Origin of the sequence: Vibrio coralliilyticus (genome assembly GCF_024449095.1) — a bacterium.
Taxonomy (GTDB): Bacteria; Pseudomonadota; Gammaproteobacteria; order Enterobacterales; family Vibrionaceae; genus Vibrio; species Vibrio coralliilyticus_A.
In genome coordinates, this window is record NZ_CP024627.1 from 2,975,440 (window position 1) to 2,998,551 (window position 23,112).

Consider the following 23,112-nt stretch of genomic DNA (forward strand, 5'->3'; position numbering starts at 1 on the left):
CAGATACAAAAAAGCCGAGCTAATGCTCGGCTTTTCCGTTCGTACGAACCTGATTACTCAGCAGCTTCTTCAGCAGCTGGGCGATCTACAAGCTCAATGTAAGCCATTGGAGCTTTATCACCAGCACGGAAACCAGCTTTTAGGATACGAGTGTAACCGCCCTGACGAGCAGCAAAACGTGGACCTAGTTCGTTAAATAGTTTTGCAACTACTTCGTTGTCACGAGTACGTGCAAACGCTAGACGACGGTTAGCAACACTGTCAGTCTTAGCTAGTGTAATCAAAGGCTCAACTACGCGACGTAGCTCTTTTGCTTTTGGCAATGTAGTCTTGATAACTTCATGACGTACTAGAGAGCTAGCCATATTGCTGAACATCGCTTTGCGATGTGAGCTGTTGCGGTTGAGTTGACGACCACTCTTACGATGGCGCATGACCTAATCCTTCTAACTAGTATCGATTAATCTTCAGCGATAGACGCTGGTGGCCAGTTCTCTAAGCGCATACCCAGAGACAGACCACGTGATGCAAGTACGTCTTTAATCTCAGTAAGAGATTTTTTACCAAGGTTAGGCGTTTTAAGTAGCTCAACCTCAGTACGCTGTACAAGATCACCGATGTAGTGAATCGCTTCTGCTTTCAGACAGTTAGCAGAGCGAACTGTTAGTTCAAGATCGTCTACAGGACGCAGTAGGATCGGATCGAATTCTGGCTTCTCTTCCTTCTCCTCAGGTACACGTACATCGCGAAGATCTACGAACGCATCCAATTGCTCAGCTAGAATAGTAGCTGCGCGACGGATTGCTTCCTCAGGGTCTAGGGTACCGTTCGTTTCCATGTCGATAACAAGCTTGTCTAGGTCTGTACGCTGCTCTACACGAGCCGCTTCTACAGAATAAGCAATTTTGTCTACTGGGCTGTACGTAGCGTCAACCAGTAGGCGACCAATTGGACGCTCATCTTCTTCAGTATGGATACGAGCGGAAGCTGGAACATAACCACGACCACGTTCAACTTTGATACGCATTGCGATCTCAGCATTGTCATCAGTAAGGTGACAAATAACGTGTTCAGGGTTAGCGATCTCTACATCACCATCATGGGTGATGTCACCTGCAACCACAGGGCCCGAGCCTGATTTGTTCAAAGTAATGAACACTTCATCTTTGCCTTCGGCAACACGTACAGCCAAACCTTTAAGGTTTAGTAGGATTTCAAGGATATCTTCTTGAACGCCTTCTTTTGTACTGTACTCATGAAGTACGCCCTCAATTTCTACTTCTGTTACAGCACAACCTGGCATAGAAGATAGAAGAATACGGCGAAGTGCATTACCAAGAGTATGGCCAAAACCACGCTCTAATGGCTCAAGAGTTACTTTTGCGTGAGTCGTGCTAACCTGTTCGATGTCAACAAGACGTGGCTTAAGAAATTCTGTTACAGAACCCTGCATTGTGTCCTCTCTTTAGTTTAAACCTTACTTAGAGTAAAGCTCGACGATCAATTGTTCGTTGATGTCAGCAGATAGATCTGAACGCTCAGGCAAACGCTTGAACGTACCTTCCATCTTACCACCATCTACTTCAATCCAAGTTGGTTTTTCACGTTGTTCTGCAACTTCTAGAGCCGCTTTGATACGAGACTGCTGTTTAGCTTTCTCGCGAATTGAAACAACGTCGTTAGCCGCAACTTTGAAAGAAGGAACGTTTACAACTTTACCGTTAACTAGGATAGCTTTGTGGCTAACTAGCTGACGTGCTTCTGCGCGAGTTGCACCAAAGCCCATGCGGTAAACTACGTTATCAAGACGACCTTCAAGAAGCTGAAGTAGGTTTTCACCAGTGTTGCCTTTAAGGCGAGCTGCTTCTTTGTAGTAGTTACGGAATTGTTTTTCTAGAACGCCGTACATACGACGAACTTTTTGCTTCTCACGAAGCTGAACGCCATACTCAGATAGACGACCGCGACGAGCGCCGTGTACACCTGGTGCGTTATCAATTTTACACTTGGTATCGATCGCGCGAACACCAGACTTAAGAAATAAGTCAGTGCCTTCACGACGGCTAAGCTTCAGCTTAGGACCCAAATATCTTGCCATGATCTTTCTCCAGTAATCTAAAAAACGTTATACGCGACGTTTCTTAGGTGGACGACAACCGTTATGAGGGATTGGTGTAGCATCAACGATGTTTGTGATGCGGAAACCAGCAGCGTTCAGTGCACGAACAGTAGATTCGCGACCTGGACCTGGACCCTTAACCATAACTTCCAAGTTCTTTAGACCGTACTCTTTAGCCATTTCAGCACAACGCTCAGCAGCAACCTGTGCAGCGAACGGAGTAGACTTACGAGAACCACGGAAACCTGAACCACCTGCAGTAGCCCACGCTAGAGCGTTACCTTGACGGTCAGTAATAGTTACGATTGTGTTGTTGAAAGACGCATGGATGTGCGCAACGCCATCTGCAACTTGCTTGCGTACGCGCTTACGAGCGCGAGTTGGTTGTTTAGCCATTGTACTCTACCTTCCCGATTATTTTTTGATCGGCTTACGCGGACCCTTACGGGTGCGAGCATTGGTTTTAGTACGCTGTCCACGTAGTGGTAGACTGCGACGATGACGAAGACCACGGTAACAGCCAAGGTCCATAAGACGCTTGATGTTCATTGATACTTCACGACGTAGATCACCTTCTACAGTGTACTTAGCTACACCATCACGCAGTTGATCGATCTGCTCTTCAGTTAGTTCACTGATCTTAACATTTTCAGCAATACCCACTTCAGCTAGGATAGCTTGAGAGCGAGTTTTACCAATACCGTAAATCGCTGTTAGAGCGATTACAGCATGCTTCTGATCAGGAATGTTAATGCCTGCTATACGGGCCATTATTCACTCCTAAGTGTTTCTATAAAAGAATTAGCCGCAGCAAAGCCCGTTATGGATACGCTGCGGAATACTACTTCTTTTGCACGCAAAAGGTAGGCCGAGGAATATACTCGACGCTACCTTATATTTCAAGTAAAAATTTCTGCTAATTAGCCTTGGCGCTGCTTGTGCTTTGGCTCACTGCAAATCACGCGAACAACACCGTTACGCTTGATAACTTTACAGTTACGGCAGATTTTTTTAACGGAAGCACGAACTTTCATTGCTAAACTCCGTAAATGAAACCTGAGTTATCGGCCGTAGCCTTTCAGGTTTGCCTTTTTCAACACAGAATCATACTGTTGAGACATCAGATGAGTCTGTACCTGTGCCATAAAGTCCATGATGACAACTACTACGATAAGTAGAGATGTACCGCCGAAGTAGAAACGTACGTTCCACGCGACCATCATAAACTCCGGAATCAGACAGATAAAGGTAATGTAAAGCGCACCAGCTAAGGTTAAACGCGTCATTACTTTATCAATATATTTCGCTGTCTGCTCACCTGGGCGGATGCCGGGTACGAATGCACCAGACTTCTTCAAGTTATCTGCTGTTTCACGCGGGTTGAATACCAACGCCGTGTAGAAGAAACAGAAGAAAATAATCGCTGCAGCATAAAGCATTACATACAGAGGTTGACCTGGGCTAAGAGCCAAAGACACGTCAGTTAACCAACCGAGCGCGCTGCTCTCACCATTTTGACCAAACCACTGCGCCAATGTTCCTGGGAACAAGATAATGCTTGACGCAAAGATTGCCGGAATAACACCTGCCATATTAATTTTAAGTGGCAAGTGAGTACTTTGTGCAGCAAATACTTTACGACCTTGTTGACGCTTCGCGTAGTTAACAACGATTCGACGTTGACCACGCTCCATGAAAACAACGAAGTAAATTACTGCAAAAGCAAGTACAACAATCAACAGCAGAAGAAGTACATGCAATTCACCTTGACGCGCTTGCTCGATTGTTTGACCGATTGCTGAAGGCAATCCAGCAACAATACCTGCAAAAATCAGTAACGAAATACCGTTACCAATACCACGCTCTGTAATTTGTTCACCTAACCACATTAAGAACATGGTGCCGGTTACTAAACTTACGGTAGCAATTAGCGTAAACATGGTTTGGTTGATAACAACCAGATTGTCGACCATGTTTGGTAAGCCAGTTGCAATACCAATAGCCTGGAATGTTGCAAGTACAAGCGTGCCGTAGCGTGTATATTGGCTGATCTTACGACGGCCTGCTTCACCCTCTTTTTTGAGTTCAGCTAACGCTGGATGAACTACAGTTAGCAGTTGGACAACAATCGATGCCGAAATATACGGCATGATACCCAACGCTAATATAGATGCACGCTCAAGAGCACCACCGGAGAACATGTTAAACATTTCAACGATGGTACCTTTTTGCTGTTCGAACAAATCGGCAAGTACAGCTGCGTCAATACCAGGAATCGGCACAAAAGAGCCTGCTCGGAATACTAAAAGTGCACCAATTACGAATAACAAGCGCGACTTTAGTTCACTTAAGCCGCTCTGAGCACTACGAAAATCTTGTCCTGGTTTCTTAGCCATCTGTACCTCGTTCCTCGAGATTATTCCTCGATTTTACCGCCTGCAGCTTCGATTGCAGCTTTAGCGCCTTTAGTCACACGTAGACCTTTAACAGTCACTGCTTTGTTAATTTCACCAGATAGAACAACTTTTACAAATTCGATGTTCTTAGTGATAACGTTAGCAGCTTTAAGGCTGTTTAGGTCAACGACGTCACCAGTAACTTTCGCTAGCTCAGCTAGACGAACTTCAGCAGACACTAGGCTCTTACGAGAAGTGAAACCGAATTTTGGTAGACGTTGTTTCAGAGGCATTTGACCGCCTTCGAAACCTGGACGAACTGAACCGCCAGAACGTGACTTTTGACCTTTGTGGCCACGACCACCGGTTTTACCAAGGCCAGAACCGATACCACGACCTACGCGCTTCGCAGAAGGCTTAGAACCCGCAGCCGGTGATAGAGTATTCAAACGCATTCTGATTACTCCTCAACTTTAACCATGTAGAAAACCTTGTTGATCATGCCGCGTACACACGGAGTATCTTCAAGTTCTACAGTATGGTTGATTTTACGAAGGCCTAGCCCCTTTAAACACGCTTTGTGCTTAGGTAGACGACCGATTGAGCTTTTAGTTTGAGTAACTTTAATAGTTGCCATGGTGTTCTTACTCCGAAATAGATTCAACAGTTAGACCACGTTTAGCAGCAACCATTTCTGGCGACTTCATGCTACCTAGTGCATCGATCGTTGCACGAACGATGTTGATAGGGTTCGTAGAACCGTATGCTTTAGATAGTACGTTGTGTACACCTGCTACTTCTAGTACTGCACGCATCGCACCACCTGCGATTACACCCGTACCTTCAGCAGCTGGCTGCATGTAAACTTTAGAGCCCGAATGACGACCTTTCACCGGGTGGTGAAGAGTACCTTCGTTTAGAGCGATCGTAGTCATATTACGACGCGCTTTTTCCATTGCTTTTTGGATCGCTGCAGGTACTTCACGTGCTTTGCCGTAACCGAAACCTACACGACCGTTACCGTCACCAACTACAGTTAGTGCAGTAAAGCTCATGATTCGACCACCTTTAACCGTTTTTGAAACACGGTTAACTGCGATTAGCTTTTCTTGCAAATCATTCGCTTGAACTTGTTGTTCTTTAGCCATCTTCCAACCCTACCTTAGAATTTCAGACCAGCTTCGCGAGCAGATTCTGCTAGCGCCGCCACTCGACCGTGGTATTGGAAACCAGAACGATCAAATGCAACTGAATCAACGCCTTTTTCAAGAGCGCGTTCTGCAACAGCTTTACCTACTGCTTTAGCTGCATCGATGTTACCAGTGTTCTTAATTTGCTCACGGATCGCTTTTTCTACAGTAGAAGCTGCTGCGATAACCTCAGAGCCGTTTGATGCGATAACCTGAGCGTACACGTGACGAGGAGTACGGTGTACTACTAGGCGAGTTGCACCCAGTTCTGCAATCTTACGACGTGCGCGTGTAGCACGACGGATGCGAGATGCTTTCTTATCCATAGTGTTACCTTACTTCTTCTTAGCTTCTTTAGTACGCACATTTTCATCTGCGTAACGAACACCTTTACCTTTATAAGGCTCAGGCTCACGGTAAGAACGAATGTCAGCCGCAACCTGACCAACAAGTTGTTTGTCACAACCAGTGATCACGATTTCAGTTTGGCTTGGACACTCAGCTTTAATACCCGCTGGCAATTCATGCTCAACTGGGTGAGAGAAGCCAAGAGTTAGGCCTACAGCGTTGCCTTTGATAGCAGCACGGTAACCAACACCCTTAAGAGTTAGCTTCTTAGTAAAGCCTTCAGTAACGCCAACAACCATGTTGTTAACTAGAGCGCGAGCAGTACCTGCTTGTGCCCATGCGTTAGCAACACCTTCGCGTGGACCGAAAGTAAGATTGTTTTCTTCCTGAGCAACAACTACCGCATCGTTAAGAACGCGAGATAGTTCGCCTTTAGCACCTTTTACAGTGATTTCTTGGCCGTTTAGTTTCACCTCTACGCCAGCTGGAATAGCGACAGGTGCTTTAGCAACACGAGACATAGTCTACTCCTATTAAGCTACGTAGCAGATGATTTCACCACCAAGACCTGCTTTACGTGCAGCGCGGTCTGACATAAGACCCTTGGAAGTTGAAACGATAGCAACACCAAGACCACCCATTACAGAAGGAAGCTCATCTTTCTTCTTGTAAACACGTAGACCTGGACGAGAAACACGTTTAAGTTGCTCGATTACTGGTTTAGCTTGGAAGTACTTAAGTGTAACTTCTAGCTCAGGTTTAGCTTCGCCTTCTACAGCGAAATCAGTGATGTAACCTTCAGCTTTTAGTAGTGCAGCAATTGCAACTTTAAGCTTTGAAGAAGGCATTTTAACAGCAACTTTGTTTGCTGCCTGACCGTTACGAACGCGGGTCAGCATATCCGAAATCGGATCTTGCATGCTCATATGATTTACTCCAAATGATTAAGTGGCAATTACCAGCTAGCCTTACGAAGTCCAGGAATCTCGCCTTTCATGCAAGCTTCACGAACTTTGATACGGCTTAGACCGAACTTACGTAGGTAACCGTGTGGACGACCAGTTTGGTTACAACGGTTGCGCTGACGTGATGCACTTGAATCACGTGGAAGAGATTGCAATTTAAGAACTGCGTTCCAACGATCTTCTTCAGATGCGTTTACATCGCTGATGATAGCTTTAAGCGCAGCGCGCTTTTCAGCGAACTTAGCTACTAGCTTCGCACGTTTTGCTTCACGTGCTTTCATTGAATTTTTAGCCATAACAGTAACCCTTCACCTTACTTACGGAATGGGAAGTTAAAGGCAGCCAGCAGAGCACGGCCTTCCTCATCAGTACCAGCAGACGTCGTAATAGTGATGTCTAGACCGCGTACTCGATCAACTTTATCAAAGTCGATTTCCGGGAAGATGATTTGCTCGCGAACGCCCATGCTGTAGTTACCGCGTCCGTCAAAAGACTTAGCGCTAACACCACGGAAGTCACGTACACGTGGAAGAGCGATGTTAATTAAACGCTCAAGAAAATCCCACATACGTTCGCCACGCAAGGTTACTTTACAACCGATAGGGTAGCCTTCGCGGATTTTGAAACCTGCAACAGATTTACGCGCTTTAGTGATAAGTGGCTTTTGACCAGAGATCGTTGCCATATCAGCAGCTGCGTTTTCTAGCAGTTTCTTATCGTTGATTGCTTCACCAACACCCATGTTTAGGGTGATTTTCTCGATTCTAGGGACTTGCATGACGCTTGTGTAGCTGAACTCTTTGGTCAGTTCAGCGACTACAGACGACTTGTAGTAATCATGCAGTTTCGCCATAGTAGAACTCCAAATTACTTCTATTAGTTAGAAACGATTTCGTTGTTAGATTTAAAGAAACGTACTTTCTTACCATCTTCAAAACGGAAACCGATACGGTCAGCTTTACCAGTAGCTGAGTTAAAGATTGCAACGTTAGAAGCATCAATAGCTGCTTCTTGCTCAACGATGCCACCTTGTTGACCTAGAGCCGGAACCGGCTTTTGGTGCTTCTTAACAAGGTTGATACCTTCAACAATAACTTTACCAGTTGCTAGAACCTTAGTTACTTTACCTTTCTTGCCTTTGTCTTTACCAGCAAGAACGATTACTTCGTCGTTACGACGGATTTTAGCTGCCATTTCTACGTGCTCCTTACAGAACTTCTGGAGCCAGTGAAACGATCTTCATGAACTTATCGCCACGAAGTTCACGCGTCACAGGGCCAAAGATACGTGTACCGATTGGTTGCTCAGTGTTGTCGTTCAACAATACGCAAGCATTACGGTCGAAGCGAATGACAGAACCGTCTGGACGACGTACGCCTTTACGGGTGCGCACTACTACCGCCTTCAGAACGTCACCTTTCTTAACTTTACCGCGAGGAATTGCTTCCTTAACAGTAACTTTGATGACGTCACCGATATGTGCATAACGGCGGTGTGAGCCACCCAGGACCTTAATACACATTACCTTGCGCGCGCCAGAGTTATCAGCTGCGTCAAGTGTACTTTGCATTTGGATCATTGTTAGTGCTCCGCTAAATATTAATAACTAGACCCATCACGGGTCGGGCTGCCTCTTTAAAAGGGACGCGAATTGTACCACCCTTTTCTGTGATTGGGTAGTCAAAAAATAAACGGCCCCAAAATAATTTTGGAGCCGTTTTTTTGTTTATAGAATAGTGAAGATTAGATCTTCGCCTTTTCTACAACTTTAACCAAAGTCCAAGACTTAGTCTTAGACAGTGGACGACATTCACGAATCTCAACAGTATCGCCTAGGCCACACTCGTTGTTCTCGTCATGTGCGTGAACTTTAGTCGTGCGCTTTACGAACTTGCCGTAAATTGGGTGTTTAACCATGCGCTCGATAGCAACAGTGATAGACTTGTCAGCCTTGTTGCTAACTACACGACCAAATGAAGTACGAATTTTGTCGCTCATTATGCGCCTGCCTTCTCAGTCAATACGGTTTTCACACGTGCGATATCACGACGTACAGCTTTCAGAGTATGAGTTTGCTGTAGCTGACCAGTTGCAGCTTGCATGCGCAAGTTGAACTGTTCGCGTAGCAAATTCAATAGCTCAGCGTTAAGCTCTTCAACGCTTTTTTCGCGTAGATCTTGTGCTTTCATCACATCACCTGCTTAGTTACAAACGTAGTTTTGAATGGCAGTTTACGCGCCGCTAGACGAAACGCTTCACGAGCCAATTCTTCAGGTACACCACCCATTTCGTACATAACCTTACCAGGTTGGATTTGGGCTACCCAGTACTCAACGTTACCTTTACCCTTACCTTGACGAACTTCAAGTGGTTTTTCTGTGATAGGTTTGTCTGGGAACACACGGATCCAGATTTTACCTTGACGCTTAACGTGACGTGTCATTGCACGACGTGCCGCTTCGATTTGACGAGCAGTTAGACGGCCACGGCCAGTTGCTTTAAGACCGAATTCGCCGAAGCTTACATCAGTACCTTTAGCTAGACCACGGTTACGACCAGTCTGAACCTTACGGAACTTAGTACGTTTAGGTTGTAGCATCTGTCGACTCCTTACTTACGGCCTTTGCGCTGCTTCTTAGGCTTGTCGCCTTTAGGCTCTACAGCGTTAACTGCTGGCATACCGCCTAGGATCTCACCTTTGAAGATCCAAACTTTAATGCCGATTACACCGTATTGAGTGTGAGCCGAAGAAGTTGCGTAATCAATGTCAGCACGTAGAGTGTGTAGAGGTACACGACCTTCACGGTACCACTCAGAACGTGCAATTTCAGCGCCGCCTAGACGACCGCTTACTTCTACTTTGATGCCTTTAGCACCTAGACGCATTGCGTTTTGTACCGCGCGCTTCATAGCACGACGGAACATAACACGACGCTCTAGTTGAGACGCGATGCTGTCACCAACAAGTTGCGCATCTAGTTCAGGCTTACGTACTTCAGCGATGTTAATTTGCGCTGGTACACCTGCAATTTTAGCTACTGCTGCGCGTAGCTTCTCAACGTCTTCACCTTTCTTACCGATAACAACGCCTGGACGAGCAGTGTGAATAGTCACACGGATGCTCTTAGCAGGACGCTCGATAACGATGCGTGATAGAGACGCTTTTTTCAGTTCACTTGTAAGGAACTGACGTACCTTGAAGTCGCCGTCTAGGTTGTCAGCGAAATCTTTGGTGTTAGCAAACCATGTAGCATTCCAAGGCTTAACGATGCCAAGACGAATACCATTTGGATGTACTTTCTGACCCATTGCTTACTCTCCTAGTCTCTTAGCGATCTGCTACAACAACAGTGATGTGGCTTGAACGCTTCAAGATACGATCCGCACGACCTTTAGCACGAGGCATAATACGCTTCATGATAGGGCCTTCATCTACGAAGATCTTTGCGACACTTAGATCGTCAATATCTGCACCTTCGTTGTGCTCCGCGTTCGCGATAGCTGACTCAAGAACTTTCTTAACTAGGTCAGCAGCTTTTTTGTTGCTGAAAGTTAGGATTTCTAGAGCTTGGTCAACTGATTTACCACGGATTTGATCCGCAACTAAGCGAGCTTTCTGAGGCGAAATGCGAGCAAAGTTATGTTTAGCTAGTGCTTCCATCATCTACTCCTTAACGCTTCTTAGCTTTCTTATCCACGACGTGGCCGCGGTAAGTACGAGTTGGTGCAAATTCACCCAGTTTGTGACCGATCATTTCTTCGGTAACGAAAACTGGTACGTGCTGACGACCATTATGGACAGCGATGGTCAAACCGATCATCGTAGGGATGATCATTGAACGACGGGACCAAGTCTTAATAGGCTTTTTGTCTCCGCTTTCCACCGCTTTCTCTACCTTCTTCAGCAAGTGTAGGTCAATAAATGGACCTTTCTTGAGAGAACGTGGCATGGCGATTCCTCTTTATATAGATTACTTGTTACGACGACGTACGATGTACTTGTCGGTGCGTTTGTTCTTACGAGTCTTGAAGCCTTTAGTTGGCTGACCCCATGGTGAAACTGGGTGACGACCACCAGAAGTACGGCCTTCACCACCACCGTGTGGGTGGTCTACTGGGTTCATCACAACACCACGAACGGTTGGACGAACACCACGCCAGCGGCTAGCACCAGCTTTACCAAGTTCACGTAGCATGTGCTCAGAGTTACCAACTTCACCGATTGTTGCACGGCCTTCAGAAAGTACTTTGCGCATTTCGCCAGAACGTAGACGGATAGTTACGTATGCACCGTCGCGAGCAACGATTTGAGCATATGCACCAGCCGAACGAGCTAGCTGACCACCTTTACCAGGCTTAAGTTCAACGTTGTGTACAGTTGAACCTACTGGGATGTTACGCATTGGAAGTGCGTTACCAGCTTTGATTGGTGCATCTGCACCAGACTGGATAGCATCACCAGCTTGAACACCTTTAGGTGCTAGGATGTAACGACGCTCACCGTCTGCGTACAGAACTAGAGCGATGTTAGCGCTACGGTTTGGATCGTATTCTAGACGCTCAACTTTCGCTGGGATACCGTCTTTAGTACGTTTGAAGTCAATGACACGGTAGTGGTGCTTGTGACCTCCGCCGATGTGACGTACTGTAATACGACCGTTGTTGTTACGACCACCGTTCTTAGAGTTTTTCTCTAGAAGAGGTGCGTATGGCTTGCCCTTGTGTAGGTCAGCGTTAACAACTTTAACAACGTGACGACGACCAGGGGAAGTCGGCTTACATTTAACAATAGCCATTTCTCAACTACTCCTGTTATTCCGCGCCGCCAACGAAGTCAAGATCTTGACCTTCTTTCAAAGTAACGTACGCTTTCTTAACGTCGCTGCGGCGACCTTGGCGTAGACCTTGACGTTTGGTCTTACCCTTATTAATAAGAGTATTTACAGACTTAACTTCAACTTCAAATAGCTTTTCTACAGCTGCTTTGATCTCTTTTTTAGTAGCATCTTTAGCTACTTTGAAAACGATAGTGTTCGCTTTCTCAGCTGCCATGGTTGCTTTTTCAGAGATGTGCGGTGCACGTAGAACTTTTAGGATACGCTCTTCAGTGATCATGCTAGCATCTCCTCTACTTGCTTAACTGCTTCAGCAGTAATTACAACCTTGTCAAACGCAATTAGCGATACTGGGTCGATACCAGCAACGTCACGTGCGTCAACTTTGTATAGGTTACGAGCAGCTAGGAATAGATTCTCGTCTACTTCGCTAGTCACGATAAGCGCGTCAGTTAGCTCAAGCTCTTTAAGCTTAGCTACAAGCTCTTTAGTTTTAGGTGCTTCTACTGAGAAGTTATCAACAACGATTAGACGCTCTTGACGAACAAGCTCAGAAAGAATGCTCTTCATAGCACCACGGTACATTTTTTTGTTTACTTTTTGGCTGTGATCTTGTGGTTTCGCAGCAAAAGTAACACCACCTGTACGCCAGATTGGGCTACGGATTGTACCAGCACGTGCACGGCCAGTACCTTTTTGACGCCATGGCTTAGCGCCACCGCCTGCAACTTCTGAACGTGTTTTTTGAGCACGAGTACCTTGACGAGCACCTGCTGCATACGCAACAACTACTTGGTGTACAAGAGCTTCGTTAAACTCACGTCCGAAAGTAGTTTCGGAAACAGTTAGTGCATCAGCACCTTTAACCATTAGTTCCATTACTTACTCCTGAGACGTTATGCTTTAACAGCTGGTTTAACGATCACGTTACCGCCTGTTGCGCCAGGGACTGCACCTTTAATAAGAAGCAGGTTGCGCTCAGCGTCAACACGTACGATCTCTAGGTTTTGAGTCGTTACACGCTCAGCACCCATGTGACCTGCCATTTTCTTGCCTTTAAATACGCGACCTGGAGTCTGACATTGACCGATAGAACCAGGAGCACGGTGAGACAATGAGTTACCGTGAGTCATATCTTGAGTAGAGAAGTTCCAACGCTTAACAGCGCCTTGGAAGCCTTTACCTTTAGATGTACCAGTAACGTCTACTTTCTTAGTTTCGTTGAACAGTTCAACAGTTAGTTCAGCACCAACTTCAAACTCTTCACCGTTTTCCAAACGGAATTCCCAAAGACCGCGACCAGCTTCAACACCTGCTTTCGCAAAGTGGCCAGCTTCTGGCTTAGAAACACGGTTAGCTTTCTTAGCACCAGTAGTTACCTGGATTGCTGCGTAGCCGTCAGTTTCAAGTGTACGCACTTGAGATACACGGTTAGCTTCAACCTCAACAACTGTTACTGGGATAGAAACGCCTTCTTCAGTAAATACGCGGGTCATGCCCACTTTACGACCGATTAGACCAATCATTCTTCTAATCTCCCTTAACCTAGGCTAATTTGTACGTCAACGCCCGCTGCAAGGTCTAGACGCATCAGAGCATCAACAGTTTTGTCTGTTGGCTCAACGATGTCGATTAGACGTTTGTGAGTACGGATTTCGTACTGATCACGAGCATCTTTGTTAACGTGTGGAGAGATAAGAACTGTGAAACGCTCTTTACGAGTAGGTAGTGGGATTGGACCACGAACCTGTGCGCCAGTGCGCTTAGCTGTTTCAACGATTTCCGCTGTTGAAGCATCGATCAGTTTGTAATCGAAAGCTTTTAGGCGGATACGGATACGTTGGTTCTGCATGAGACAGAGCTCCAAAATTAAATATTACACAAACAATATCGCCACTCAAACTCGCAAAAGCGAGAGAATGCCGATTGATTTATGTGAAACCGTAGCATCCAAGATTAGGACGCATTGTCAGTTAATTTTCGATTAACCACCCCTACATGCCAAAGTCACCTTTGGGGATAGTTTTTCCGAAGAAAAGATAGCTAATTGTATTAACCGCGAACATAAGCTGAGTTTACATTACCTTGCAAATCAATCTGATTTGCTCGCTCCTCATTGCTCATTGGTTCACAACTGGCTTAACCAGTGCGACGCATTATACAGATCACAATTTTATGTGCAAGGTTTGTTTGAAAAATAAACCAGAGCAGATATGAAGGTGGATTTCAGAAGCAAAAACGCAGACGGAGCTAGCCGATCTGCGTTTTGTTATTAGGAAGGTAGTCCTGTGTGTAAAGTCAAACGAGCCGTTGACGCACCGCTTCAAACAGACACACTCCAGAAGCAACAGAAACGTTCAAGCTCGACACACTGCCTGCCATTGGGATTTTAATTAGGTCATCACAGGTTTCACGTGTCAGGCGACGCATGCCATCACCTTCTGCTCCCATGACGATAGCAAGAGGCCCAGTTAACTTAGCTTGGTAGATGTCATGTGTCGCTTCACCGGCCGTACCGACAAACCAGATCCCCTGCTCTTGCAACGCACGCATAGTCCGCGCAAGGTTGGTTACGCGAACCAAAGGCACCGTTTCTGCTGCGCCACAAGCAACTTTGCTGACTGTCGCGTTAATGTTTGCTGATTTATCTTTAGGGACGATCACCGCTGCCACACCAGCCGCATCAGCATTTCGTAAACACGCTCCTAGGTTATGCGGATCGGTGACCCCATCCAATACCAGCAATAATGGTGCAGAGTGTTGGGCAAGGATGTCATCGAGATCATTTTCATTTAATTGCTTGGCAGGCTTCACCTTAGCCATAATGCCCTGGTGGTTAGCACCACGAGCTTTATCATCAAGAGTCTTACGTGTCATTTGTTGAATCGACACGCCACACATCTGGAGCTCATTTAGGATTGGCATTAAACGGTCATCTTGACGACCTTTTAATACAAAGGCTTCAACAAAGCGCTCTGGCTCTTTTGCCAATACCGCTTTTACTGCGTGAATCCCGTAAATAAATTCGTTACTCATTACTTTATCCGATTACTGTTTCTTGCTACGTGCTTTCTTAGCTTTATTACGTGGCTTTTTCTTACGTGCTTTATCTGACTGCTTCGAGGCTTTTTTACCTTCTTCGGGGCCTGCGTCTGGGCGTTTGGCTGGTTCAACCAAAGGTTTGGCCTTATCTACTGAACGTCGACCAGTCGCAGCCGCATTCTTTTTCGCTTTGGCTTTTTTCTGCGCCTCAGCAGCACGCTTCTTAGCGGTTTTTCCTTTGCCGCGTAGCTTACGATTTGTTTCGATCAATTCAAAGTCTATTTGTCGATCATCAAGGTTGACGGAAAGTACTTTGACTTTAACGGCATCACCAAGCCGATAAATAGCGCCAAAGCTTTCACCAATAAGTCTTTGGCCAATAGGGTCAAATTGATAATAGTCATTAGCAAGCGTCGAAATATGCACCAACCCGTCAATATGTAACTCTGTCAGACGCACGAAGAAACCAAAACCGGTGACATTAGCTATAACACCATCCAGCTCTTCTCCGACATGATCTTGCATATATTCACACTTAAGCCAGTCAGACACTTCACGCGTCGCATCATCAGCACGACGCTCTGTCATCGAACACTGCTCACCATAGAAGTCCATATCATCAAAGGAGTAATGGAAGCCACCTGTAGGTGTCCAACGATCTTTCAGCGTGCCATTCTCTTTTGCAATCAGATATTTGATTGCCCGATGAAGCAAGAGGTCCGGATAGCGGCGAATAGGGGAAGTAAAGTGCGCGTAGCGTTTTAATGCCAAACCAAAGTGACCACAGTTATCGGCGTTGTACACCGCCTGCTTCATTGAGCGAAGCAACATGGTTTGAATCAACTCTTTATCCGCACGTTCACCAATCTGCTTGACCAAATCTGCATAGTCTGTCGGTGAAGGCTCTAAACCACCATTGAGATGTAAACCTAATTCGCCTAAGAAGTCACGGAAACCTTGTAATCTCAGCTCACCCGGAGATTCGTGAATGCGGTATAGTGCTGGCTCTTTTGCTTTTTCAACCAAGGAAGCAGAAGCAATATTGGCAAGAATCATACATTCTTCGATAATCTTATGCGCATCGTTACGGATTACCGGTTCGATGCTGTCAATCTTACGCTCAGCATTAAAGATGAACTTAGTTTCGACCGTTTCAAACTCGATAGCGCCACGATTATCTCGAGCGTGCTTAAGCACTTTGTACATCTTATGCAGCTCTTCCAAGTGCGGAACTAATGGCTCATATCTTTGACGCAGCTCTTCATCTCCTTCAAGGATATCGTTCACCTTGTTGTAAGTCAGACGAGCATGTGAGTTCATCACCGCTTCGTAGTGCTTATAGCCAGATAACTTACCCGTCTCAGAAATGGTCATCTCACACACCATACATAGGCGATCAACTTGCGGGTTAAGAGAACATAAGCCGTTAGACAATACTTCCGGAAGCATAGGCACCACTTGCGATGGGAAGTAAACCGAGTTACCGCGGTTAATCGCTTCTTTATCTAAAGCGCTATCAGGGCGGACATAATAACTCACATCGGCAATCGCCACCCATAGGCGCCAACCGCCACTTTTCTTTTTCTGACAGAAAACTGCATCATCGAAATCACGCGCGTCTTCACCATCGATAGTCACTAGTGGTAGCTCACGAAGATCAACACGGCCTTGTTTCGCCTCTTCTGGAACCTCTTCACCCAGTCCCTCAATTTGCTTGTCGACAGCTTCAGGCCACTCATGGGGAATTTGGTGAGTGCGGATTGCGATTTGCGTTTCCATGCCCGGTGCCATATTTTCACCTAGCACCTCAATGACTTTTCCCATCATGCCGCGAGAGCGAGAGCCACGGTCAGTGATTTCAATCACCACAACGTTCCCCATACGAGCCCCGGCTCGCTGATCATTTGGAATCAGAATATCTTGGCTGATACGTGAATCATCAGGGACAACGTATGAGTAGCCATACTCAAGGAAGAAACGTCCCACAATCTGCGTTGCTCGCTCTTCTAAAACGCGAACAAGTCGCCCTTCCTTTCGCCCTCGCTTAGAGTTGTCCGTTGGTTGCACCAGTACATAGTCACCATGAATGATGTTCTTCATCTGATGATGTGGCAGCACTATGTCATTATCTTTACCAACACTGCCTTCTGGACGAACCCAACCGTGGCCGTCCTTGTGGCCAATCACGTAGCCTTTGACCATTTCGAGCTTTTCCGGCAAGGCGTAGCATTGACGACGCGTAAACACCAATTGACCATCACGCTCCATCGCTCTCAGTCTACGACGTAAACCTTCATACTGCTCTTCGCCTTCTAAATGTAGGGCTTCAAACAAGTCATTGCGATTCAAGGGAACACCCGCCTGTGCGAGAAACTCAAGAATGAACTCCCGGCTTGGAACAGGGTTTTCATAATTTTCTGATTCACGAGCTGCAAATGGATCGTTTGGTGTGCTTTCTGACATAGGCGCGCCTAATTAAACAAGGAAGGTAATTAAAGCTAGTATATCCGACTCACTTACTAAGCTACAGGATAGATAGATTAAAAAGCCAAATTCTATTGTGTTTTCATCTGTTAACATCTTTGATCACGATCTTTTACAACAAAATTCAAAGATCACACTTTGATGAAAATGACAAAGCAAACGATTGCAAAAGTGAAATTTCACTCTATTATCCAGTCAAATTTTACTGTTTATATTTTATTTAGGTTTCGTTATGAGTATTAAGCGTACTTTACTTTCCGCTGCAGTTGCAGGGTTATGTTCCTTATCCGTTTCTGCCGCCGAGAAAGTCGATCTGATGATCACAGATGCGATGGTATTAACCATGAATCATGACAAGCAGGTGTATGAAAAAGGCACTGTTGTGATCAAAGATAATAAGATTTTGGCCGTTGGTGACCAATCGCTTGAATCACAATACCAAGCTAAGAAAACACTCGATGTTGATGGTGATATCGTGATGCCAGGCCTGATTAACACGCACACTCACGTATCAATGACTGTCTTTCGTTCGCTAGCGGACGATGTTCCTGACCGACTACACCGTTATATCTTCCCGCTTGAAGCTAAGCTCGTCTCCCGTGATATGGTACGCATTGGTGCCAACCTAGGTAACGTCGAAATGGTCAAAGGGGGCGTGACGACTTATGCCGACATGTACTACTTTGAAGACGAAGTGGCTAAAACTGTCGATAAAATCGGCATGCGAGCCATTCTTGGCGAAACAGTGATTAAATTCCCAGTTGCTGATGCAGCCAATGCAGAAGAAGGTATTCAGTACGCGCTCAACTTTATTGAAGAGTACAAAGACCACCCTCGCATTACACCCGCATTCGCCCCGCATGCACCTTACACCAATACAACAGAAACTCTGCAGAAGATTGCCAAACTATCACTGGAGAAGGATGTTCCAGTCATGATTCACCTTGCAGAATCGCATCGTGAAGAAGAAAAAATCGCTGAGCGTGCTGAAGGAATGTCTCCCGTTGAGTACATGGATAGCATTGGCGCGCTCAACAAAAACTTAGTTGGCGCACATATGATTCTCGTCGATGACAAAGACATTGAATTGGTCAAGCAATCGGATATGGGCGTTGCCCATAACATGAGTGCCAACATTAAGTCAGCGAAAGGCGTATCACCAGCGCTTAAGATGTACGATCAAGGCGTTCGTATTGGTTTAGGCACTGATGGTCCAATGTCTGGCAACACACTAAGCACCATTGATGAATTCAATCAGGTCGCTAAAGTGCATAAGCTGGTTAACAAAGACCGTGCTGCTATGCCACCGATTAAAGTGATCGATATGGCGACCATGGGCGCAGCAAAAGCACTGCATATGGAAGACAAAATCGGCTCACTAGAGGAAGGAAAGCTAGCGGATATCATCGTTGTCGATACCAAAGCACCAAACATGGTGCCCGTATACAACCCATACTCTGCATTGGTTTATTCTGCAAATTCTGGCAACGTCCGCCATTCCATTGTTGACGGAAAAATTCTGATGGAAGATCGCAAGATGCTAACCGTAAATGAAGCAGCGATTCGTAAAGAAGCGCTTGAGTTTACAGAAGTCGTACGAGAGACCGTGATTGAATCAGGGGAAGTCGTACAATAATCCCCCCTGTCTTAAAGCAGCAATGCCCAGCAAGTGCTGGGCATTTTCTTTTCATTCACGCTCTGAGTGCAGTCAGGTCGATGAGTTACCAGAAGGTATCGCGTTTTTTGGCTCTGGCAATAATATTTTGTGGCATTCTCCGCTCTAAGCCTTGGCGCAGAATCGAAATACGTTTGTGCGTGCGCTGATCAGCTGTCACTGAGTTGTATAGCCAGCGATAGGCATCTTCGTAATCCAGCGGACTGCCATAGTCACGCAGTAACAGCTCCGCTAAGTGAATACGTGCCTTAAGGTTACCCATTGCAGCCGCTTCACGCAAATAGGGGATCGCACGCTCTTTGTCCTGCTGAACTAAGGTACCGCGCGAATAATAACGCCCGAGCTGTTCCAGTGCTGCTGGCAAGCCCTGATGCGCTGCATTTTCCATATAGTACAAGCCCAGTTCGACATCCTGCTCGACACAGACACCCCACGCTAACATATCCCCATACAAAAATTCGTACGATGGCAGGCTGATCCTCGTTGCACGAGCAACAATGTCTTCAACCAATTGGCAACTGTCTGCTTTGACCTGCTCTAAATGTTTATTTTCGTTGATCAGTTTTATCAGTTCAGCTTCGGTATAGATGGGAATCGGCTCACCAATCTCAGTAAGTTCATTGGCATTAGCCATGGAGGCCCCAAACAAAAATACCATCGAAGCAGCTAACTTTCTTAGCTTCATTGTCTGCACTCTTTGACTTCGATAATGTCTCCACCTGTCTACTCACCACGACAGGCAATACAAGCTGGGTTCTTAGCAACCTGTATATTGAGGATTAACCGTACAAACGGCAATCTTGATACCTGTATCGGCAATGACTGCTAACTCTTTAATCAAAATTGCCGAAAACTGGCAAAAACTTGCCACTGTCAGTATAGATAATGCATAAATATTGAGCACAAAAAAACCAGCGTTTCCACGCTGGTTTTTAAATCACTGAAAGCGAACAGAATTAAGCTTTGTAAGGATGAACCTTGATGATTGTCTCATTACGGTCTGGACCTGTAGAGATAATGTCTACCGGAACACCCGTAAGTTCTTCAATACGCTTGATGTAATCCAGAGCTGCTTGTGGAAGCGCCTCTAAAGATTTAGCACCAAAGGTTGTCTCAGACCAACCTGGCATAGTTTCGTAGATTGGCGTTGCTTCTTCGAATGACTCTGCAGCCATTGGAGAAACTTCTAGGATAGAGCCATCTTTCATCTTGTAACCAGTACAGATCTTGATCTCTTTCAGACCATCAAGAACGTCTAGCTTAGTTAGGCACATACCTGTTAGCGAGTTGATTTGGATTGCGCGGCGCATTGCCACTGCATCGAACCAACCTGTACGACGTAGACGACCCGTTGTTGCGCCAAACTCATGACCGACATCACCTAGGTGCTTACCTACTGGGTCTTGCTTGTCTTGACCATCGTAAAGCTCAGTTGGGAATGGACCTGAACCAACACGAGTACAGTAAGCCTTAGTAATACCAAGGATGTAACCGATGTGACGAGGACCGAAACCAGAACCCGCAGCAACACCACCAGCCGTCGTGTTAGAAGACGTTACGTATGGGTAAGTACCGTGGTCGATATCAAGTAGCGTACCTTGAGCGCCTTCGAACATAATCTTGTCGCCGCGCTTACGTGCTGCGTCTAGTTCGTCAGTGACGTCAATAACCATTGAAGTAAGAAGATCTGCGTAGCTCATGCATTGCTCAAGGACTTCTTCGTAGCTCACTGTTTCCGCTTTGTAGAAGTGCTCTAGCTGGAAGTTATGGAAAGCCATCACTTCTTTTAGCTTCTCGGCAAACATCTCTTTATCGAACAGGTCACCAACGCGTAGACCACGACGAGCGACTTTGTCTTCGTAAGCAGGACCAATACCGCGACCTGTTGTACCAATAGCTTTCGCGCCACGAGCGATTTCACGCGCGTTGTCGATAGCGATGTGGTAAGGAAGAATTAGAGGACAAGCTTCAGACACGAAAAGACGCTCGCGTACTGGAATACCGCGCTCTTCAAGAGGCTTCATTTCTTTAAGGAGAGCTTCTGGCGAAAGTACTACGCCATTACCGATAACACATTTTACGTTATCGCGAAGAATACCTGATGGAATTAAGTGAAGAACGGTTTTTTCACCGTCAATGACTAGAGTGTGACCTGCGTTGTGACCGCCTTGGTAGCGAACCACGTATTTTGCATCTTCAGTTAAAAGGTCTACGATTTTACCTTTACCTTCGTCACCCCATTGGGTGCCCAGAACGACTACGTTATTTCCCATCTTTCCAAGTCTGATTGCTAGTTAAAAATGGATTCTAGCACTGAATCACACTTCTTGCAGTCATTTTTTAATCATAGAAGTGTAATGAAGCACTAACCCTTTGTTAGTGCTACTATTAGGGGTCGTTTTGACTCTACTCATCCGAATAAATCTTCACTAGCAGGCTGCCATCCGCATCCATGCTCGCTCGGTACATGCCGCTGCTGTTCATCGCAAAGTGAACACGTCCATCACCATCAATGGCGATCAGACCTCCTTCGCCTCCCATGGCCTTCAACTCGCCTTGAATCACCGTCTCGCAGGCCGTATGCACATCTTCCTTGAGATAACGCATTCGCGCGGCCACATCACTCGCGACAGTCTTGCGAATAAAGTACTCCCCCATTCCGGTGGTCGATACCGCCACGTTACCATTTTCGGCAAACGTACCCGCGCCAATGATGGAAGAATCCCCCACTCGACCGTACTTTTTGTTGGTCACACCACCAGTACTGGTGGCTGCCGCTAAATTGCCTTGCTTGTCTAGAGCAACAGCGCCGACTGTGCCGTATTTCTTGTCATCCGGGTATTTCGACTCGGATAAGGCAAATAGGCCTTTCTCTTTCATCAACTGCAACTGGTCATAGCGTCGGTCAGTGAAGAAGTAATCTTGTTCGGTGTATTGATGGCCTTGCTCAAAGGCAAACTCTTCGGCCCCTTCTCCGATCAACAGCACATGGTTACTGTCTGTCATCACATCACGAGCAAGCTCAATCGGGTTACGAATATGGCGCACGCCAGCCACTGCGCCTGCATTTGCGTCTTTACCGTGCATGACAGAGGCATCCATCTCAACAATTTCCTTGTGCGTTAACACTGAGCCTCGACCAGCATTAAAGTTGACCGAATCCTCCAGCACCTTCACTGCGGCAACGACGGCATCCATAGCATCACCGCCACGAGCAAGAACCTCATGACCAGAACGAACGGACTTTTCTAAATCGTTGAGAATGTCCGCCTTTAACTCGTCACTCATCTGTTCACGTAAAATTGTCCCCGCACCGCCATGAATCGCGATTGAAAATGATTTACTCACGTCCTACTCCTTTGAGTGTGCTTTGCTCTCATCACACCTTAGATAAACAAAAAGCGCAAGCTAATCACTTAGCTTGCGCTTTAAAATCGACACCTGAGCACAATACTCAGGTGGTCTTTTCTCTGTTAGTGAGAACCGCAGCTACCGCCACCACAGCAGCCGTCTTTCTTCTCTTCAGCGTGGTCATGGTCGCCGCCACAACAACCGCCTTCGTGATCGTGTGCACCAGCTTGGTGAACATGGCCGTGCTCAACTTCTTCTGCTGTTGCTTCACGTACCGCTACAACTTCAACGTCAAAAGTTAGAGTCTGACCAGCAAGCATATGGTTACCATCCACCACAACTTCGTCACCATCAACCTCAGTCACTTCAACTGGGATTGGACCTTGGTCAGTATCCGCTAGGAAACGCATACCCACTTCAATCTGGTCAACACCTTGGAAAACATTTGCTGGTACACGTTGAACCAGTGCGTCGTTGTGCTCACCGTAAGCTTCTTCTGGAGAAACAGTTACAGAGAAGTTAGCGCCCGCTTCTTTACCTTCTAGTGCCGTTTCAAGACCTGTGATCAGGTTGTTGTTACCGTGTAAGTAGTCAAGTGGTGCTTCTGCTGTTGACTGATCAACCACTGCGCCATCTTCCAGTTTCACCTGGTAAGCAAGGCTTACTACTACGTTCTTTTCAATTTTCATAATGACTCCAAGGAGATA

At 46.2% G+C, this 23,112-nt stretch carries 35 protein-coding genes; 1 reads left to right on the forward strand and 34 read right to left on the reverse strand.

Annotation, left to right across the window (positions count from 1 at the left end; all coding sequences use genetic code 11):
• Positions 1–53: 53 nt before the first annotated feature.
• The 30 genes from rplQ to rnr all read right to left on the reverse strand — a co-directional run bounded on the left by rplQ (position 54) and on the right by rnr (position 17,358).
• On the reverse strand, positions 54–434 hold the full coding sequence (rplQ, locus tag CTT30_RS13985) for a 50S ribosomal protein L17 (RefSeq protein ID WP_005383141.1): 381 nt from the start codon (positions 432–434) through the stop codon (positions 54–56).
• A 26-nt stretch (positions 435–460) separates the two neighbouring features.
• Positions 461–1,453, reverse strand: coding sequence for a DNA-directed RNA polymerase subunit alpha (locus tag CTT30_RS13990; RefSeq protein ID WP_004410407.1), 993 nt, complete (start codon positions 1,451–1,453; stop codon positions 461–463).
• A gap of 24 nt (positions 1,454–1,477) precedes the next feature.
• Positions 1,478–2,098, reverse strand: a complete 621-nt coding sequence (gene rpsD / locus CTT30_RS13995) for a 30S ribosomal protein S4 (RefSeq protein WP_006963204.1) — start codon at positions 2,096–2,098, stop codon at positions 1,478–1,480.
• A 27-nt stretch (positions 2,099–2,125) separates the two neighbouring features.
• Positions 2,126–2,515: a 30S ribosomal protein S11 gene (rpsK, locus tag CTT30_RS14000; RefSeq protein WP_001118870.1), complete on the reverse strand. Its 390-nt coding sequence runs from the start codon at positions 2,513–2,515 to the stop codon at positions 2,126–2,128.
• Positions 2,516–2,533: 18 nt separating this feature from the next.
• Positions 2,534–2,890, reverse strand: coding sequence for a 30S ribosomal protein S13 (gene rpsM / locus CTT30_RS14005; RefSeq protein ID WP_005383154.1), 357 nt, complete (start codon positions 2,888–2,890; stop codon positions 2,534–2,536).
• A 149-nt stretch (positions 2,891–3,039) separates the two neighbouring features.
• Complete coding sequence (rpmJ, locus tag CTT30_RS14010; RefSeq protein ID WP_000868186.1) at positions 3,040–3,153, reverse strand: 50S ribosomal protein L36; 114 nt, start codon at positions 3,151–3,153, stop codon at positions 3,040–3,042.
• 27 nt (positions 3,154–3,180) lie between these two features.
• A complete protein-coding gene (gene secY / locus CTT30_RS14015; RefSeq protein ID WP_239838662.1) occupies positions 3,181–4,515 on the reverse strand; it encodes a preprotein translocase subunit SecY in 1,335 nt (444 codons plus the stop codon).
• Positions 4,516–4,535: 20 nt separating this feature from the next.
• The gene (rplO, locus tag CTT30_RS14020; protein ID WP_006963206.1) at positions 4,536–4,970 is read right to left on the reverse strand and encodes a 50S ribosomal protein L15; all 435 of its coding nucleotides are present in this window, start codon (positions 4,968–4,970) and stop codon (positions 4,536–4,538) included.
• A 5-nt stretch (positions 4,971–4,975) separates the two neighbouring features.
• Positions 4,976–5,152 (reverse strand): 50S ribosomal protein L30, encoded by a 177-nt coding sequence (gene rpmD / locus CTT30_RS14025; protein ID WP_006963207.1) that lies wholly within the window; start codon positions 5,150–5,152, stop codon positions 4,976–4,978.
• A 7-nt stretch (positions 5,153–5,159) separates the two neighbouring features.
• Complete coding sequence (gene rpsE / locus CTT30_RS14030) at positions 5,160–5,663, reverse strand: 30S ribosomal protein S5 (RefSeq protein WP_004745894.1); 504 nt, start codon at positions 5,661–5,663, stop codon at positions 5,160–5,162.
• 14 nt (positions 5,664–5,677) lie between these two features.
• Complete coding sequence (gene rplR / locus CTT30_RS14035) at positions 5,678–6,031, reverse strand: 50S ribosomal protein L18 (RefSeq protein ID WP_045974706.1); 354 nt, start codon at positions 6,029–6,031, stop codon at positions 5,678–5,680.
• 9 nt (positions 6,032–6,040) lie between these two features.
• Positions 6,041–6,574 (reverse strand): 50S ribosomal protein L6, encoded by a 534-nt coding sequence (rplF, locus tag CTT30_RS14040; protein ID WP_045974707.1) that lies wholly within the window; start codon positions 6,572–6,574, stop codon positions 6,041–6,043.
• Positions 6,575–6,586: 12 nt separating this feature from the next.
• Positions 6,587–6,979 (reverse strand): 30S ribosomal protein S8, encoded by a 393-nt coding sequence (gene rpsH / locus CTT30_RS14045; RefSeq protein ID WP_045974708.1) that lies wholly within the window; start codon positions 6,977–6,979, stop codon positions 6,587–6,589.
• Positions 6,980–7,008: 29 nt separating this feature from the next.
• A complete protein-coding gene (gene rpsN, locus CTT30_RS14050; protein WP_006963211.1) occupies positions 7,009–7,314 on the reverse strand; it encodes a 30S ribosomal protein S14 in 306 nt (101 codons plus the stop codon).
• A gap of 17 nt (positions 7,315–7,331) precedes the next feature.
• Positions 7,332–7,871, reverse strand: coding sequence for a 50S ribosomal protein L5 (gene rplE / locus CTT30_RS14055; protein WP_008072340.1), 540 nt, complete (start codon positions 7,869–7,871; stop codon positions 7,332–7,334).
• A gap of 23 nt (positions 7,872–7,894) precedes the next feature.
• Entirely contained in the window at positions 7,895–8,212 is a 318-nt protein-coding gene (gene rplX, locus CTT30_RS14060) for a 50S ribosomal protein L24 (RefSeq protein WP_045974710.1), read from the reverse strand.
• 13 nt (positions 8,213–8,225) lie between these two features.
• A complete protein-coding gene (gene rplN, locus CTT30_RS14065) occupies positions 8,226–8,597 on the reverse strand; it encodes a 50S ribosomal protein L14 (protein ID WP_004745883.1) in 372 nt (123 codons plus the stop codon).
• A 164-nt stretch (positions 8,598–8,761) separates the two neighbouring features.
• Entirely contained in the window at positions 8,762–9,016 is a 255-nt protein-coding gene (rpsQ, locus tag CTT30_RS14070; RefSeq protein WP_206371606.1) for a 30S ribosomal protein S17, read from the reverse strand.
• Positions 9,016–9,207 (reverse strand): 50S ribosomal protein L29, encoded by a 192-nt coding sequence (rpmC, locus tag CTT30_RS14075; protein ID WP_004410456.1) that lies wholly within the window; start codon positions 9,205–9,207, stop codon positions 9,016–9,018. The genes rpsQ and rpmC overlap by 1 nt, the downstream gene beginning before the upstream one ends.
• Positions 9,207–9,617: a 50S ribosomal protein L16 gene (rplP, locus tag CTT30_RS14080; protein WP_004410459.1), complete on the reverse strand. Its 411-nt coding sequence runs from the start codon at positions 9,615–9,617 to the stop codon at positions 9,207–9,209. The genes rpmC and rplP overlap by 1 nt, the downstream gene beginning before the upstream one ends.
• Before the next feature lie 11 nt (positions 9,618–9,628).
• A complete protein-coding gene (gene rpsC, locus CTT30_RS14085; protein ID WP_252035444.1) occupies positions 9,629–10,327 on the reverse strand; it encodes a 30S ribosomal protein S3 in 699 nt (232 codons plus the stop codon).
• 19 nt (positions 10,328–10,346) lie between these two features.
• Positions 10,347–10,679: a 50S ribosomal protein L22 gene (gene rplV / locus CTT30_RS14090; protein ID WP_006963216.1), complete on the reverse strand. Its 333-nt coding sequence runs from the start codon at positions 10,677–10,679 to the stop codon at positions 10,347–10,349.
• 10 nt (positions 10,680–10,689) lie between these two features.
• A complete protein-coding gene (rpsS, locus tag CTT30_RS14095; protein WP_004745876.1) occupies positions 10,690–10,968 on the reverse strand; it encodes a 30S ribosomal protein S19 in 279 nt (92 codons plus the stop codon).
• Positions 10,969–10,989: 21 nt separating this feature from the next.
• Positions 10,990–11,814 carry a 50S ribosomal protein L2 gene (gene rplB, locus CTT30_RS14100; RefSeq protein WP_006963217.1) on the reverse strand — a complete coding sequence of 275 codons (825 nt, stop codon included), beginning with the start codon at positions 11,812–11,814 and terminating at the stop codon, positions 10,990–10,992.
• Positions 11,815–11,830: 16 nt separating this feature from the next.
• A complete protein-coding gene (rplW, locus tag CTT30_RS14105) occupies positions 11,831–12,133 on the reverse strand; it encodes a 50S ribosomal protein L23 (RefSeq protein ID WP_093278415.1) in 303 nt (100 codons plus the stop codon).
• Positions 12,130–12,732 (reverse strand): 50S ribosomal protein L4, encoded by a 603-nt coding sequence (gene rplD, locus CTT30_RS14110; protein WP_006963218.1) that lies wholly within the window; start codon positions 12,730–12,732, stop codon positions 12,130–12,132. Before rplD ends, rplW begins: the two co-directional genes overlap by 4 nt.
• A gap of 17 nt (positions 12,733–12,749) precedes the next feature.
• A complete protein-coding gene (gene rplC / locus CTT30_RS14115; protein ID WP_006963219.1) occupies positions 12,750–13,379 on the reverse strand; it encodes a 50S ribosomal protein L3 in 630 nt (209 codons plus the stop codon).
• Between the two features lie 14 nt (positions 13,380–13,393).
• Positions 13,394–13,705 carry a 30S ribosomal protein S10 gene (gene rpsJ, locus CTT30_RS14120; RefSeq protein ID WP_001181007.1) on the reverse strand — a complete coding sequence of 104 codons (312 nt, stop codon included), beginning with the start codon at positions 13,703–13,705 and terminating at the stop codon, positions 13,394–13,396.
• 446 nt (positions 13,706–14,151) lie between these two features.
• Positions 14,152–14,889, reverse strand: coding sequence for a 23S rRNA (guanosine(2251)-2'-O)-methyltransferase RlmB (gene rlmB, locus CTT30_RS14125; protein ID WP_239838660.1), 738 nt, complete (start codon positions 14,887–14,889; stop codon positions 14,152–14,154).
• 12 nt (positions 14,890–14,901) lie between these two features.
• Positions 14,902–17,358, reverse strand: a complete 2,457-nt coding sequence (gene rnr, locus CTT30_RS14130) for a ribonuclease R (protein ID WP_252035445.1) — start codon at positions 17,356–17,358, stop codon at positions 14,902–14,904.
• A 253-nt stretch (positions 17,359–17,611) separates the two neighbouring features.
• On the opposite strand from rnr, the gene CTT30_RS14135 reads away from it, so the two are divergent.
• A complete protein-coding gene (locus CTT30_RS14135) occupies positions 17,612–19,015 on the forward strand; it encodes an amidohydrolase (RefSeq protein ID WP_239838658.1) in 1,404 nt (467 codons plus the stop codon).
• Between the two features lie 85 nt (positions 19,016–19,100).
• Here the strand turns inward: CTT30_RS14135 and motX are convergent, their stop codons facing one another.
• The 4 genes from motX to slyD all read right to left on the reverse strand — a co-directional run bounded on the left by motX (position 19,101) and on the right by slyD (position 23,094).
• Positions 19,101–19,739 (reverse strand): flagellar protein MotX, encoded by a 639-nt coding sequence (motX, locus tag CTT30_RS14140; protein WP_239838657.1) that lies wholly within the window; start codon positions 19,737–19,739, stop codon positions 19,101–19,103.
• A 271-nt stretch (positions 19,740–20,010) separates the two neighbouring features.
• Positions 20,011–21,327 (reverse strand): adenylosuccinate synthase, encoded by a 1,317-nt coding sequence (locus CTT30_RS14145; RefSeq protein ID WP_239870374.1) that lies wholly within the window; start codon positions 21,325–21,327, stop codon positions 20,011–20,013.
• Positions 21,328–21,460: 133 nt separating this feature from the next.
• Entirely contained in the window at positions 21,461–22,402 is a 942-nt protein-coding gene (locus tag CTT30_RS14150) for an isoaspartyl peptidase/L-asparaginase family protein (protein ID WP_252035446.1), read from the reverse strand.
• Positions 22,403–22,527: 125 nt separating this feature from the next.
• Complete coding sequence (slyD, locus tag CTT30_RS14155; RefSeq protein WP_239838654.1) at positions 22,528–23,094, reverse strand: peptidylprolyl isomerase; 567 nt, start codon at positions 23,092–23,094, stop codon at positions 22,528–22,530.
• Positions 23,095–23,112 lie beyond the last annotated feature (18 nt).

Excerpts from the sequence above, each read along its gene's own strand:
- rplQ (WP_005383141.1), bottom strand. The coding sequence starts at position 434 with ATGCGCCATCGTAAGAGTGGTCGTCAACTCAACCGCAACAGCTCACAT.
- CTT30_RS13990 (WP_004410407.1), bottom strand. The coding sequence starts at position 1,453 with ATGCAGGGTTCTGTAACAGAATTTCTTAAGCCACGTCTTGTTGACATC.
- rpsD (WP_006963204.1), bottom strand. The coding sequence starts at position 2,098 with ATGGCAAGATATTTGGGTCCTAAGCTGAAGCTTAGCCGTCGTGAAGGC.
- rpsK (WP_001118870.1), bottom strand. The coding sequence starts at position 2,515 with ATGGCTAAACAACCAACTCGCGCTCGTAAGCGCGTACGCAAGCAAGTT.
- rpsM (WP_005383154.1), bottom strand. The coding sequence starts at position 2,890 with ATGGCCCGTATAGCAGGCATTAACATTCCTGATCAGAAGCATGCTGTA.
- rpmJ (WP_000868186.1), bottom strand. The coding sequence starts at position 3,153 with ATGAAAGTTCGTGCTTCCGTTAAAAAAATCTGCCGTAACTGTAAAGTT.
- secY (WP_239838662.1), bottom strand. The coding sequence starts at position 4,515 with ATGGCTAAGAAACCAGGACAAGATTTTCGTAGTGCTCAGAGCGGCTTA.
- rplO (WP_006963206.1), bottom strand. The coding sequence starts at position 4,970 with ATGCGTTTGAATACTCTATCACCGGCTGCGGGTTCTAAGCCTTCTGCG.
- rpmD (WP_006963207.1), bottom strand. The coding sequence starts at position 5,152 with ATGGCAACTATTAAAGTTACTCAAACTAAAAGCTCAATCGGTCGTCTA.
- rpsE (WP_004745894.1), bottom strand. The coding sequence starts at position 5,663 with ATGGCTAAAGAACAACAAGTTCAAGCGAATGATTTGCAAGAAAAGCTA.
- rplR (WP_045974706.1), bottom strand. The coding sequence starts at position 6,031 with ATGGATAAGAAAGCATCTCGCATCCGTCGTGCTACACGCGCACGTCGT.
- rplF (WP_045974707.1), bottom strand. The coding sequence starts at position 6,574 with ATGTCTCGTGTTGCTAAAGCACCTGTCGCTATTCCAGCTGGCGTAGAG.
- rpsH (WP_045974708.1), bottom strand. The coding sequence starts at position 6,979 with ATGAGCATGCAAGATCCGATTTCGGATATGCTGACCCGCGTTCGTAAC.
- rpsN (WP_006963211.1), bottom strand. The coding sequence starts at position 7,314 with ATGGCTAAAAATTCAATGAAAGCACGTGAAGCAAAACGTGCGAAGCTA.
- rplE (WP_008072340.1), bottom strand. The coding sequence starts at position 7,871 with ATGGCGAAACTGCATGATTACTACAAGTCGTCTGTAGTCGCTGAACTG.
- rplX (WP_045974710.1), bottom strand. The coding sequence starts at position 8,212 with ATGGCAGCTAAAATCCGTCGTAACGACGAAGTAATCGTTCTTGCTGGT.
- rplN (WP_004745883.1), bottom strand. The coding sequence starts at position 8,597 with ATGATCCAAATGCAAAGTACACTTGACGCAGCTGATAACTCTGGCGCG.
- rpsQ (WP_206371606.1), bottom strand. The coding sequence starts at position 9,016 with ATGAGCGACAAAATTCGTACTTCATTTGGTCGTGTAGTTAGCAACAAG.
- rpmC (WP_004410456.1), bottom strand. The coding sequence starts at position 9,207 with ATGAAAGCACAAGATCTACGCGAAAAAAGCGTTGAAGAGCTTAACGCT.
- rplP (WP_004410459.1), bottom strand. The coding sequence starts at position 9,617 with ATGCTACAACCTAAACGTACTAAGTTCCGTAAGGTTCAGACTGGTCGT.
- rpsC (WP_252035444.1), bottom strand. The coding sequence starts at position 10,327 with ATGGGTCAGAAAGTACATCCAAATGGTATTCGTCTTGGCATCGTTAAG.
- rplV (WP_006963216.1), bottom strand. The coding sequence starts at position 10,679 with ATGGAAGCACTAGCTAAACATAACTTTGCTCGCATTTCGCCTCAGAAA.
- rpsS (WP_004745876.1), bottom strand. The coding sequence starts at position 10,968 with ATGCCACGTTCTCTCAAGAAAGGTCCATTTATTGACCTACACTTGCTG.
- rplB (WP_006963217.1), bottom strand. The coding sequence starts at position 11,814 with ATGGCTATTGTTAAATGTAAGCCGACTTCCCCTGGTCGTCGTCACGTT.
- rplW (WP_093278415.1), bottom strand. The coding sequence starts at position 12,133 with ATGATCACTGAAGAGCGTATCCTAAAAGTTCTACGTGCACCGCACATC.
- rplD (WP_006963218.1), bottom strand. The coding sequence starts at position 12,732 with ATGGAACTAATGGTTAAAGGTGCTGATGCACTAACTGTTTCCGAAACT.
- rplC (WP_006963219.1), bottom strand. The coding sequence starts at position 13,379 with ATGATTGGTCTAATCGGTCGTAAAGTGGGCATGACCCGCGTATTTACT.
- rpsJ (WP_001181007.1), bottom strand. The coding sequence starts at position 13,705 with ATGCAGAACCAACGTATCCGTATCCGCCTAAAAGCTTTCGATTACAAA.
- rlmB (WP_239838660.1), bottom strand. The coding sequence starts at position 14,889 with ATGAGTAACGAATTTATTTACGGGATTCACGCAGTAAAAGCGGTATTG.
- rnr (WP_252035445.1), bottom strand. The coding sequence starts at position 17,358 with ATGTCAGAAAGCACACCAAACGATCCATTTGCAGCTCGTGAATCAGAA.
- CTT30_RS14135 (WP_239838658.1), top strand. The coding sequence starts at position 17,612 with ATGAGTATTAAGCGTACTTTACTTTCCGCTGCAGTTGCAGGGTTATGT.
- motX (WP_239838657.1), bottom strand. The coding sequence starts at position 19,739 with ATGAAGCTAAGAAAGTTAGCTGCTTCGATGGTATTTTTGTTTGGGGCC.
- CTT30_RS14145 (WP_239870374.1), bottom strand. The coding sequence starts at position 21,327 with ATGGGAAATAACGTAGTCGTTCTGGGCACCCAATGGGGTGACGAAGGT.
- slyD (WP_239838654.1), bottom strand. The coding sequence starts at position 23,094 with ATGAAAATTGAAAAGAACGTAGTAGTAAGCCTTGCTTACCAGGTGAAA.